The organism is Kribbella sp. NPDC056861, assembly GCF_040687575.1.
Classification (GTDB): Bacteria; Actinomycetota; Actinomycetes; order Propionibacteriales; family Kribbellaceae; genus Kribbella.
The window spans coordinates 241,984-253,416 of the sequence record NZ_JBFBNQ010000001.1 but is presented as its reverse complement, the minus strand read 5'-3'; the positions used below and the strand labels follow the sequence as shown (position 1 = coordinate 253,416).

The 11,433-nt window shown below is 68.9% G+C and carries 10 protein-coding genes; 6 read left to right on the top strand and 4 right to left on the bottom strand.

What is annotated here, in order from left to right:
- Window positions 1-106 precede the first annotated feature (106 nt).
- On the top strand, window positions 107-1,021 hold the full coding sequence (locus AB0P21_RS01065; RefSeq protein WP_363692794.1) for a LysR family transcriptional regulator: 915 nt from the start codon (window positions 107-109) through the stop codon (window positions 1,019-1,021).
- Window position 1,022: 1 nt separating this feature from the next.
- Here AB0P21_RS01065 and AB0P21_RS01060 read toward each other — a convergent pair whose 3' ends face one another.
- The 3 genes from AB0P21_RS01060 to AB0P21_RS01050 are packed head-to-tail and all read right to left on the bottom strand — an operon-like array spanning window position 1,023 to window position 4,694.
- Window positions 1,023-2,879: a glycoside hydrolase family 9 protein gene (locus AB0P21_RS01060; protein ID WP_363692793.1), complete on the bottom strand. Its 1,857-nt coding sequence runs from the start codon at window positions 2,877-2,879 to the stop codon at window positions 1,023-1,025.
- Window positions 2,880-2,934: 55 nt separating this feature from the next.
- Window positions 2,935-4,131, bottom strand: coding sequence for an MFS transporter (locus AB0P21_RS01055; protein ID WP_363692792.1), 1,197 nt, complete (start codon window positions 4,129-4,131; stop codon window positions 2,935-2,937).
- A complete protein-coding gene (locus tag AB0P21_RS01050) occupies window positions 4,128-4,694 on the bottom strand; it encodes a helix-turn-helix domain-containing protein (RefSeq protein ID WP_363692791.1) in 567 nt (188 codons plus the stop codon). Before AB0P21_RS01050 ends, AB0P21_RS01055 begins: the two co-directional genes overlap by 4 nt.
- A gap of 384 nt (window positions 4,695-5,078) precedes the next feature.
- Between AB0P21_RS01050 and AB0P21_RS01045 the strand changes: the two genes are divergently transcribed.
- The 5 genes from AB0P21_RS01045 (at window position 5,079) to AB0P21_RS01025 (ending at window position 10,599) form a co-directional block, all read left to right on the top strand.
- A complete protein-coding gene (locus AB0P21_RS01045) occupies window positions 5,079-6,767 on the top strand; it encodes a nitrite/sulfite reductase (protein ID WP_363692790.1) in 1,689 nt (562 codons plus the stop codon).
- Window positions 6,768-6,909: 142 nt separating this feature from the next.
- A complete protein-coding gene (locus tag AB0P21_RS01040; protein WP_363692789.1) occupies window positions 6,910-7,593 on the top strand; it encodes a phosphoadenylyl-sulfate reductase in 684 nt (227 codons plus the stop codon).
- Complete coding sequence (gene cysD / locus AB0P21_RS01035; RefSeq protein ID WP_363692788.1) at window positions 7,590-8,504, top strand: sulfate adenylyltransferase subunit CysD; 915 nt, start codon at window positions 7,590-7,592, stop codon at window positions 8,502-8,504. Before AB0P21_RS01040 ends, cysD begins: the two co-directional genes overlap by 4 nt.
- Entirely contained in the window at window positions 8,504-9,808 is a 1,305-nt protein-coding gene (locus tag AB0P21_RS01030) for a GTP-binding protein (RefSeq protein WP_363692787.1), read from the top strand. The genes cysD and AB0P21_RS01030 overlap by 1 nt, the downstream gene beginning before the upstream one ends.
- The gene (locus tag AB0P21_RS01025) at window positions 9,805-10,599 is read left to right on the top strand and encodes a sirohydrochlorin chelatase (protein WP_363692785.1); all 795 of its coding nucleotides are present in this window, start codon (window positions 9,805-9,807) and stop codon (window positions 10,597-10,599) included. Before AB0P21_RS01030 ends, AB0P21_RS01025 begins: the two co-directional genes overlap by 4 nt.
- A gap of 112 nt (window positions 10,600-10,711) precedes the next feature.
- Here the strand turns inward: AB0P21_RS01025 and AB0P21_RS01020 are convergent, their stop codons facing one another.
- On the bottom strand, window positions 10,712-11,305 hold the full coding sequence (locus tag AB0P21_RS01020) for a hypothetical protein (RefSeq protein ID WP_363692784.1): 594 nt from the start codon (window positions 11,303-11,305) through the stop codon (window positions 10,712-10,714).
- Window positions 11,306-11,433 lie beyond the last annotated feature (128 nt).

Below are 11,433 nucleotides of genomic sequence, written 5' to 3'. Positions count from 1 at the left end.
CGGCGATGAGAGTCGGTCTGGACACCACTCTCGACTCGGCCGGACAATCACGGAAGCCGAAACTGCTGATGGTGAATATCAGCGGCATCGATACCTTGGAGCCGTGATGCGCATCACCAACCTCGACCTCAACCTGCTGATCCCGCTCGACGCGCTGCTCCGGGAGCGCAGCGTCACCCGGGCGGCCACCTCACTGGGGCTGGGGCAGCCGGCGCTGAGCGCTTCGCTGGCGCGGCTCCGCCGGCACTTCGGTGACGAACTGCTCACCCGGGTCGGCAACAGCTACGAGCTCACTCCGCTCGCCGTCACCCTGCGGCGGCGGGTCGGAGTCGCGCTCAGCGACGCCGAGCGGGTGTTCGCGAGTGAGCCTGCCTTCGACCCGGCCACCTCACGGCGAGACTTCACGCTACTGGGCTCGGACTACCCGATGACGCTGCTCGGGCCCTTGATCGCCGAACTGCTGGCCGACCGCGCGCCCGGCGTACGGCTGCGGTTCCAGCACCAGACTCCCGCGGTGATCGAGTCGGCGGGTGAGGCGTTGCGCGAGGTCGACGGACTGGTGTTCCCGCACGGCTTCCTGTCGGAGATGCCGCACCTGGATCTCTACCGCGACACCTGGGTCTGTTTGGTTGCCGCCGGCAACTCCAAGGTCGGCGACGCGTTGACGATGGACGATCTGGCCACCCTGCCGTGGGTGCTCACCTACAACTCGTCCACCGCTTTCACCCCCGCCGACCGGCAGCTGAAGACGCTCGGAGTGCAGCCGAACGTCCAGGTCGTGGTCGAGAGCTTCGTCGCACTGCCCGCCTTCATCGCCGGCACCGACCGGATCGGCCTGGTCCAAGGACATCTGGCCGACCGGTTGACGCGTACCGGTGAGGTCAGGGCGCTGCCGTGCCCGTTCGACGTCATCCCGCTGGTGGAGGCCTTGTGGTGGCATCCGATGCACGACCGCGATCCCGAGCACCTCTGGCTCCGCTCGATCCTGGCCGAGGCAGGAGCCAGAGTCTCGCCCCTGTGACTCAGCGGGTCAGCGCATAGACCGCGATCGCCGCGAAGTCGTCGGCTGGTTCTGAGGCCTGCCAGGAGCGGACGTCGTCGACGTAGCGCGAGCCTCGGCCGGTGAACTGCTCGAAACCGTCGACCCCGTTGGCCGGGCAGGGCTTCATGTTGTCGAGGTTGTCGCCGAGGCCCTCCTCGAAGAGGTCGGCCGAGTTCGGGCCGTTGACGACGCCGCCGATCAGTGGGCGGCCGACGATGTTGGCGATCTGGTGATGCGGGCAGCGTTCCGCGGGTTCGCCGATGCCGACCATGAAGGAGACACCCCACGGGTTGGCGCCGAAGTTCCAGTTCAGTTGGCCGGCGCCGAAGGCGTCGTAGCGGTGGTCGCCGGTGACCGTGCGGTAGAGGCGTGCGGTCGCGGCCAGGCCGAAGGCGTGCGGGACGGCATCGAAGTTGTCGTACTGCGCGCCGGCGCCGAACGGGTCTGCCGCGGCCCGCTTCACCCCGATCTCCAGCTGGGCCCGGAGATCGCTCTCCAGCGCCTTGACGTTGACCGGCACCCGGCGGTCGGCACGGGCGGCGCGGATCAGGTCGGCGTGTGCGAGAGCGCTTACGTCGTACAGGTTCAGGGTGTCGCCGCCCGCCTCGTGCTTGCGGTACTCCCCTGCCCAGTACTCCGAGGCTTTGAGCCAGCCGCGGGCGCGGGGGTCACGCAGCTTCTGGGCGGCGAGCGCGAGTTCGGCGGCGCCGAGTTCGAGGTCGTCGCGCCAGTTGCTCTCCGGGTAGAACGCGAACGGGAGCGAGGTCACCAACTGCTTGACGTTGGTGGTTTGCGCCTGAGCGTAGATGGCGGCGGCGGTCTCGAGGTGACGGCGGGCGCGAGCGGGCGAAGTACGGGCTTCGACCTGTGCTGCCAGGGCGAATGCTGCTGCCGTGCGGCCGGCCAGGTTCGGGCTGATCGGCTTGCCGGGAGCGGCGGCGCGGAAGACCGGGCGGTTCTTGATGAACTGGTGGCCAGGGGCGTTGTCGTGATCGTCGGCCTCGGGCAGGCGCCAGATGTCGTGGTCGCCGATGAAGGTCTCCTCGACGTTGCCGGTGCCGGCGCCGACCTGGATGTAGAGCGTCTTCGTCCGCTCGTCCCACATCTTGTCCAGCCAGTTCAGGCCGTGCCGGGCTTCCTTCAGCAGCGTCGGATCCGGCCACCGGCCATCCCGGGCCGATGCCCACAGCAACGATTCCGAGTAGGCCGCGATGTGGGTGAACTTGAGGTAGTCGCCGGCGTCGTACCAGCCGCCCTCGACGTCGACCGGGCCACCGGTCTTGCGCAGCTCGCCGACCGTCTGGTCCGTGTCCGGACCGGCGAAGGTCGGCCAGTCGTAGACCGATGCGGCCCGGTCGGTGAGGTGTGCGGGCTTGCGGTTCAGCGAGCCGCGGACCACGTTCGCGCCGTCGCGCTGCTCGGTGAAGAACGTGACCGCCTTGTCCTTCGCGCCGTTCAGCAGCCGCCGGTCGGGGCCGACCTCGAAGGCAGGCGACGTCGGCACGCCCGACACCTTCACGCGGTACGTCCCGGGACGCCGGAGGCCGGACAGATCGAGCTTGTAGACGTGCTGGTAGGTCTTGTTCCAGGTCCCGGCATCCTTCCCGGCCCGCCCGCTCAGCACCCGGTGGCCGCGACGGTCCACGACCTCGAACCGCGCTCCGGCGGCTGCCTGCGTGGTCATCAGGTACGCGGCCTCACCCGCCGCGCCCGAGTAGCCGAGCTGGTTCACGCGAATCAACCCGTCGTACTGCGGGGTGCTGGCGGCCGCGGCGACGGGAGTCACCGCCAAACCTGCGGCCAGAGTGATCGAGATGACGCGGCGGACTGACCCCATCGCAAGCTCCCTCAGGACAACCGTTAGGAAACCTTCCTATTGGTTGGCGGACACGCTAGCGCAGCCGGGCGGCGGAGTACACCATCAAAAGCCCGAAACCCGCACCCAGCAGCCCGCAGGCCACTCCGATGCCCGCCAAGCTGACCAGCAGGCCGAAGCCGACCATCGCGACCGGCATCAGCGCCTCGTCCGACAGGCTCACGATGCTGCTCGCCCGCCCCAGGTACGCCGGATCGATTGTCCGCTGGAACGCGCCCGACAACTGCGCCGACGCCAGCCCCGCGGTGAAGCCGATGACACCCATCGCCACGAAGACACCGGCTCGCGGCATCAGCCCGATCGCCGCGCAGCCCGCGGCCTGCAGGATCAGCACGAGCATCCCCGCCCGAGCCGAGTTCGCCGGCCGCCACCGCATCGCCAGCAGAGCTCCGATCGCAGCGCAGATCCCCGAGCACGCCTGGAACAACCCCAGCGCACCCGCTCCCCAGCCTGCCTGGGAGGTCCGCTGCACCAACCCGACCGCGAGCACCGGCCCGACGCACAGGTTCAACCCGAAGAACGCGATCACCAGCGTCCGGGCCTTCAGATCGCGCCGCAGATACCCGAACCCGTCGCGCAGATCCGCGCGGACCGACGTGCCGGCCGAGGCGACCTGCGGCACCCGAGGCCGTACGACGAACGCCAACGCGAGCGCGATCACCGCGAAGGAGACAGCGTTCACCACCATCACCGACGCGATCCCACCGTGCGCGACCAGGAAGCCGCCCAGCGGAGCGCCGACGAAGACCGCCAGGCGGCTCGCCAACTGCTTCGACGCCGCGAGGCTGACCAGATCCTCGGGCCGCACCATCCGCCGAGGCATCGTCCCGGCAGCCGGCGAGTAGATCGCGTCCGACGCCCCGAACAGGACGGCGACCACGAGCAGCAGTGCGAGCGAGACTCCTTGCAGGGCGGTGACCACGGCCGCCGAAGCCAGTACGACGATCCGTCCGAGGTTGGCGAGGATCATCGTTCGCCGGGCGTCGAGGCGATCGGCCAGCGCGCCGCCGTACAGGAGCATGAGGGCTCGCGGGAGCGCCCCGACGCCCATCACCAGACCGGCGCCGGCGGGTGAAGTGACCTGAGCCGCGCTCCATGCCAGGCCGACGTACCAGGCGACGTCGCCGACCTCGGACAGGGCCGAGGAGAAGATCCAGCCCTGGACCCGGCGATCCCGGCGCAGCGGCGGGAAGACCTCCACCGCGGTACTCACGGCTTCGCCGGGACGCCGTGAGCGAAGACGAAGACGCGCTCGGCATCCTCGTCCTCGCTGGGGTTCTCGTAGTACTCCTGGATCAGGTCCTGGATCCGGCCGGACAACTCGGCGAGCCGATCAGGGGTGATTGTGACCCAACTCTCGGTCGAGAACGCCGCCCGCAACCAGGCCTCGTCGTACTCCGCCCGATCCTCGAACCAGCCCCGCACCTTCGACGCGTGGTGAGCCAGATTCGCCTCCTCGGCGGAGGTCGCGACCAGCTCCGCAGCCGGGTCGCCACCGGCGTCCGCGACGGACCATGAGTACGACGCGTGCGCGCTGCGCCACCACCGCTCGCGCCGGTTCCTCGCCAGCTCGGGCGCCTCCACGATCACCCCGGCCGCGGCCAGCACCTTCAGGTGGTGACTGATGTTTCCGACCAGCTCGCCGGTCGCCTCGGCCAGCCTCGACGCCGTCGACGGACCCTCGACGCCGATCAGATCGATCAGCCGGCGGCGGAGCGGGTGATGGATCGCGGCGATCACCGAGGTGTCGGCGGTCCGGCGGTTCGCAGGGCTCATGACGGTGAGACTATCTTCCACAAGAACTCTTGCACAAGAATTCTTGCTGGTTACCTTTCACGCTTGAATCAATCAGCAGCAGACTGGTTGACATAACCACATGCTGAGATCGCATCTCATCATGCAGGAATGGGAGTTGATTTACGGAGCGATCGCGCTGAGCATTGACACCATGCTCGCTGCCCGCTCGACTCACCTGGTAGGTCGGATTCACGTCGACCTCGGTCGTATGCGCAGCGCCATCTGTCGTCCTTCGATGCTCTGACAGCCACCCCGCTCGAAACATCTGCTGGGTGCGCACCGCGCAGACCAGATCGAATCGACGACGCTTCGAGCTAGCCTCACGCGGACGCACCTGTCTCTAGGACAAGGACACCGTTCCGGATGACTGGCGTCTCTTCAGTACCGCGAAAAACTCCCCGTCCCCGCAAGGGGAAGGGCGAGGGCCAATGGGCGCTCGGCTACCGCGAGCCGCTGAACAAGAACGAAGAGAACAAGAAGAACGACGACGGCCTGAACGTCCGGGCCCGGATCGAGAACATCTATGCCCACGGCGGGTTCGACTCGATCGACCCGGCCGACCTGCGCGGCCGGTTCCGCTGGTGGGGTCTCTACACCCAGCGCAAGCCCGGGATCGACGGCGGCAAGACGGCCACCCTGGAGCCCGAGGAGCTTGACGACAAGTACTTCATGCTGCGGGTCCGGATCGAGGGCGGCCAGCTCAGCGCCGAACAGCTCCGGGTGATCGCGGAGGTGTCCAGCACCTACGCCCGCGACACCGCCGACATCACCGACCGGCAGAACATCCAGCTGCACTGGATCCGGGTCGAGGACATCCCGGCGATCTGGCAGAAGCTCGAGGCGGTCGGCCTCTACACCACCGAGGCCTGCGGCGACGTACCGCGCGTCATCATCTCCAGCCCGGTGGCCGGCATCGCCGCGGACGAGATCATCGACCCGACGCCGGCCATCGACGACATCGTCTCGCGGTACATCGGCACCACCGAGTTCTCCAACCTGCCGCGCAAGTTCAAGACCGCGATGACCGGCCACCCGTCGCACGACGTGGTGCCGGAGGTGAACGACATCAGCTTCGTCGGCGTCGTGCACCCCGAGCACGGCCCGGGCTTCGACCTGTGGGTCGGCGGCGGCCTGTCCACCAACCCGATGCTCGCTCAGCGCGTCGGGGCGTGGATCCCGCTGGACGAGGTGCACCTGGCCTGGAAGGGCGTGATCGGCATCTTCCGCGACTACGGCTACCGCCGGCTGCGGACCCGGGCCCGGTTGAAGTACCTGGTGGCCGACTGGGGGATGGAGAAGTTCCGCGAGATCCTGGAGAGCGACAAGTACCTCGGCTACAAACTGATCGACGGACCCGCGCCCGAGATCCCCGCGGTACAGGGTGATCACGTCGGCGTGCACAAGCAGAAGGACGGCCGGTACTACGTGGGCGTCGCGCCCGTCGTCGGCCGGGTCTCCGGCAGCTCGCTGGCCAAGGTCGCCGACGTCGTCGCCGCGCACGGCTCGGACCGGATCCGGACCACCGCGCAGCAGAAGTTCATCGTGCTGGACGTCGAGGAGTCGAAGGTCGAGTCGCTGGTCAGCGCGCTGGCCGACCTCGGCTACCAGGCCCGGCCGTCGGCCTGGCGGCGCAACACGATGGCCTGCACCGGGATCGAGTTCTGCAAGCTGGCGATCGTCGAGACCAAGGCCCGCGCCGCCGAGCTGATCAACGACCTCGAGGAGCGGATCCCCGACCTGGACACCCCGATCACGGTGAACGTGAACGGCTGCCCGAACTCCTGCGCCCGGATCCAGGTCGCCGACATCGGCCTCAAGGGCCAGCTGGTACTCGATGCCGACGGCAACCAGGTGCCGGGGTACCAGGTGCACCTCGGTGGCGGTCTCGGCCTCGACGCCGGCTTCGGCCGCAAGCTGCGCGGCCACAAGGTCACCTCGGCCGGTCTCACCGACTACGTCGAGCGGGTCACCCAGAACTACCTGAAAGAGCGGTCCGAGGGCGAGCGTTTCGCCCAGTGGGTCGTCCGTGCCGAGGAAGGAGCTTTGCAATGAGCGAGCGCGCTGCGCCTTTGTACTGCCCGTACTGCGGTGATGAGGACTTGCGTCCTTCCGAAGAAGGCCATGGCGCGTGGGAGTGCCGGCCGTGTGCACGGGTCTTTCAGCTGAAGATGATCGGACTGCGGGTGAGCGTCGAATGAACGCCTTGAAGGAGCTGGCCGAGGAGGCCAACGAACGACTGGCCGACGCCTCGGCGCTGGAGGTGCTGGCGTGGGCGCGGGAGACCTTCGGTGACGAGCTGGTCGTGACGGCGTCGATGGCTGACGGAGCACTCCCCCATCTGGCGGCCGAGGCGGCGCCTGGCGTCGACGTACTGTTCCTCGACACCGGATACCACTTCGCCGAGACGATCGGTACCCGGGACGCGGTCGCCGCGACCCTGCCCATCCACCTGATCAACGCCACCCCGAAGCAGACCGTCGCCGAGCAGGACGCGGAGTACGGCAAGGACCTGTTCGCCCGCGAGCCCGACAAGTGCTGCGCGCTGCGCAAGGTCGAGCCGCTGAACCGGGTGCTCTCCGGCTACAAGGCCTGGGTCACCGGCGTGCGCCGGGAAGAGGCGCCGACCCGCGCCAACACCCAGATCGTCGAGTACGACGAGAAGCGCGACATGGTCAAGCTCAACCCGATCGCCCCCTGGACCCAGGAGGACCTGGACGGGTACATCACCGACAACGGCGTGCTGGTCAACCTGCTGCAGTACGACGGCTACCCGTCGATCGGCTGCCAGCCGTGCACCAAGCAGGTCGCGCCGGGCGAGGATCCGCGCAGTGGCCGCTGGTCGGGCCAGGGCAAGATCGAATGCGGGTTGCACACGTGACCGCCGTGCTGAGCGCTCCGGTGGCAACCGAGCTGGACGCGCTGGAGAGCGAGTCGATCTTCATCTTCCGTGAGGTGGCGGCGGAGTTCGAGCGGCCGGTGATCCTGTTCTCCAGCGGCAAGGACTCGATCGTGATGCTGCACCTGGCCCGCAAGGCGTTCGCGCCGGCGCCGGTGCCGTTCACGCTGCTGCACGTCGACACCGGACACAACTTCACCGAGGTACTGGACTACCGCGACGCGACCGTCGCCACCCTGGGGCTGCGGCTCGAGGTCGCTCGCGTGGAGGACTACCTGACCGACGGGCGGCTCAGAGAGCGCTCTGACGGCACCCGCAACCAGCTGCAGACCATTCCGTTGCTCGATGCAATCAACGGGCACCGGTTCGACGCGGTCTTCGGCGGCGGCCGCCGGGACGAGGAGCGGGCCCGGGCCAAGGAGCGGATCTACAGCCTGCGCGACGAGTTCGGCCAGTGGGACCCGCGCAACCAGCGGCCCGAGCTGTGGTCGCTCTACAACGGCAAGCACAAGCCGGGCGAGCACGTCCGGGTGTTCCCGCTGTCGAACTGGACCGAGCTGGACATCTGGAACTACATCGAGCGCGAGCAGATCCCGCTGCCGAGCATCTACTACGCCCACGAGCGGGACGTGTTCGAGCGCGACGGCATGTTGCTTGCCGTCGGCCCCTACTCTCAGCCGCGGGCCGGCGAAGGGGTCAGCAAGCGGGTGGTCCGGTACCGGACCGTCGGCGACATGTCCTGCACCGGCGCGGTCGCCTCGACCGCCTCCTCCCCCGCGGAGGTCGTGATCGAGGTCGCCGCGAGCGAGATCACCGAACGCGGCGCGACCCGCGCCGACGACCGGGCCAGCGAGGCCGCGATGGAAGACCGCAAACGAGAGGGGTACTTCTGATGAGCGCCCCGATCCAGCGGCAACTGCTGCGGCTCGCGACCGCCGGCTCGGTCGACGATGGCAAGTCCACCCTGGTCGGGCGGCTGCTGCACGACTGCAAGGCGATCCTCGCCGACCAGATCGCGCACGTGCAGCACGTCTCGTCCAGCCGCGGCACCGGCGACTTCGACTTCGCGCTGCTCACCGACGGCCTGCGCGCCGAACGCGAACAGGGCATCACGATCGACGTCGCCTACCGGTACTTCGCGACCGACAAGCGCTCGTTCATCCTGGCCGACTGCCCCGGGCACGTGCAGTACACCCGGAACACGGTCACCGGCGCCTCGACCGCCGACGTGGTGATCATCCTGGTCGACGCGCGGCACGGAGTACTGGAGCAGACCCGGCGGCACCTCGCCGTGGCCGGCCTGCTCCGGGTGCCCCACGTCGTCCTCGCGGTGAACAAGATCGACCTGGTCGGCTACGACGAGGCCGTCTTCAAGGGCATCGCCAAGGACGTCTCCCAACTGGCCGATCAGCTCAAGATCAGCGACGTACAGGCGATCCCGGTCTCCGCGCTCGTCGGCGACAACATCGTGGAGCGCTCTCCCGCCACCGCCTGGTACGACGGCCCGACGCTGCTCGACTACCTCGAGAACGCGACCGGCCGCGACGACATCTCCGCCCAGCCGCTCCGGTTCCCGGTCCAGTACGTGATCCGCCCGCAGTCCGACGACCAGTACCGCGACTACCGCGGCTACACCGGAACAGTTGCCTCCGGCACCGTCTCGGTCGGCGACCAGGTGATCGTGCTGCCCGCCGGACGCCGTACCTCGGTCTCCGGGATCGACCGCGCGGTGATCAGCGCCACCAGTACCGCGGTCGCCGAGCGGCCCTCCGCGGTCGCCGGTGAAGCCATCACCGTCCGGCTCGCCGACGACCTCGACGTCGCCCGCGGCTCGGTCATCGTCTCCGCCGATTCCTCTCCCGGCACCCGCCGGGAGCTGTCAGCCACCGTGTGCTGGCTGTCGGACCGCCCGCTGACCGTGGGCGCCCGGCTGCTGATCAAGCACACCACCACCACCGCCCAGGCGATCGTCACCAAGATCAACGGCGCCCTCGACCTGGACACGCTCGGAGTCATCGACGCCACCGGGCTCGCACTGAACGACATCGGCAAGGTGCAGCTCAAGATCGCCGCACCACTCGCCGCTGACCCGTACTCCAGCAACAACATCACCGGATCGTTCCTGCTGATCGACGCCCACGACGGGTGGACGCTGGCGGCAGGGATGATCGACGACGAAGAAGGGGAACTGCTGTGACCGCACCTGCGCTCGTAGTCCTCGCCCATGGCAGCCGCGATCCGCGATCGGCCGCCACCGTCCACTCGCTGGTCAGCTGCCTGCGCGAGATGCGTGACGACCTGCGGATCGAAGCCTCCTTCCTCGACCACTGCCCGCCGACGCCGTACCAGGTGCTCGGCAAACTCGCCGCCGAGGGCGTCGAGGAGGTCGTGATCCTGCCGCTGCTGCTGTCCACGGCGTTCCATGCCCGCGTCGACATCCCGGCCGTCCTCGACGAGGCCCGCAGCCGGTTCCCGGACCTGCGGATCATCGTCTCCGACGTACTCGGCTACGACGACTCGCTGCTCGACGTCCTCGACCGCCGGATGCGCGCCGAACTCAAGGACGGCCGAGTTCGCGAGCTCGACGCCCTCGTGCTGGCCTGCGCCGGCTCGAGCGACGCCCAGGCGAACGCGGCCATCACCCGTCTCGCCCGGCTCTGGGGCCAGCGCCACAAGCTGCCGGTCACCGCCGCCTTCACCACCGCCGCCACCCCGAGCCCGGCCGAGGCCGTACTCCAGTGGCGACTCGAAGGCCGGCGTCACGTCGCGGTCGGCTCGTTCTTCCTGGCCCCCGGCGTCCTGCCGGACCGCGCCGAATCAACCGCCCGCAAGGCCGGCGCCGTCGCCGTCTCCCGCCCCCTCGGCGTGAGCGCGGAGGTAGCCCGCCTGGTCCTGCTCCGCTACGGCGTAGCCGGCCTCGACCTCCTCACCCTGGCCCCGGCCCCCCGCCCGGTCCTGCTCCGCCCGGAGCTGGTCCGCACCGCCTGACCTGTCTGACCTGTCCTGACCGCCACGCACACCGAACTCGCCCGGCAAGCGCCTACCTCGGCGCGTCGCGGGTGGGCCCGGAGGTTATGCGTGCGTGGCGGTCCGGGCCCACTCAGGCGGCGAGGTGAGAGGTGGCTTGCCCGGCCCGGCGCACCGCCGCCACGAGCGACGTACCGACCCAGTGGTCGTCGAGGATCACGTCCTCCCACGAGTAGCGCAAGAGCAGCCAGCCAAAGACCGCCAAGCCGAGCAACTCGGACGGCTCCACCTTCCGCAGCCGAAGGGCCGAGTCGGCGACGGCCAAAGCCTCACCGAACGGCAGATGTCGCGCGCAGTCGAGGACGGTTTGGAGGGGGGTCGTGACGTGGCCCGGCAGCGGTCCACTGGTGCGATGCAGGACGCATTTCAGGTCGGTCTCGCGCCTGCGCTGGGTGCGACTGATCAGTACGTGGGGGACGAGCGGTTTCGTCACCACTTCCAGTCCGTGATGCAGCGCCGCGCTCTGCCGGGCGAGGATGCCGCCATTCGCCATCGCCACCGTCGAGTCCGATGACTCGGCAGGCAGCGCGTAGACACCCTTCGCCACGCGACGGATCTCGTCTGTCTGCAGCGCGTTGCGGATCGATCGCGCCGACGTCAGCGCCGCCAGTTCGGCGTACCGCGCGCTACCGCCGGCCCGCTGCAGGATCTCGACGACATCGGCCATCGGCCAAGTCTGCGCGTCCTGCCGTCTCCGCGCCGCGAGTTGTCCACAGCCACCCCACGCACGCAGAACCATTCGCTTAGCCGGTGGCTACGACGGGCGAGGGTGGTCGACGCCTGGGTTCTGTGTGC

Coding starts and splice junctions, on each gene's coding strand:
- AB0P21_RS01030 (WP_363692787.1), top strand. CDS start 8,504: ATGAGCGCCCCGATCCAGCGGCAACTGCTGCGGCTCGCGACCGCCGGC.
- AB0P21_RS01060 (WP_363692793.1), bottom strand. CDS start 2,879: ATGGGGTCAGTCCGCCGCGTCATCTCGATCACTCTGGCCGCAGGTTTG.
- AB0P21_RS01045 (WP_363692790.1), top strand. CDS start 5,079: ATGACTGGCGTCTCTTCAGTACCGCGAAAAACTCCCCGTCCCCGCAAG.
- AB0P21_RS01050 (WP_363692791.1), bottom strand. CDS start 4,694: ATGAGCCCTGCGAACCGCCGGACCGCCGACACCTCGGTGATCGCCGCG.
- AB0P21_RS01020 (WP_363692784.1), bottom strand. CDS start 11,305: ATGGCCGATGTCGTCGAGATCCTGCAGCGGGCCGGCGGTAGCGCGCGG.
- AB0P21_RS01065 (WP_363692794.1), top strand. CDS start 107: ATGCGCATCACCAACCTCGACCTCAACCTGCTGATCCCGCTCGACGCG.
- AB0P21_RS01040 (WP_363692789.1), top strand. CDS start 6,910: ATGAACGCCTTGAAGGAGCTGGCCGAGGAGGCCAACGAACGACTGGCC.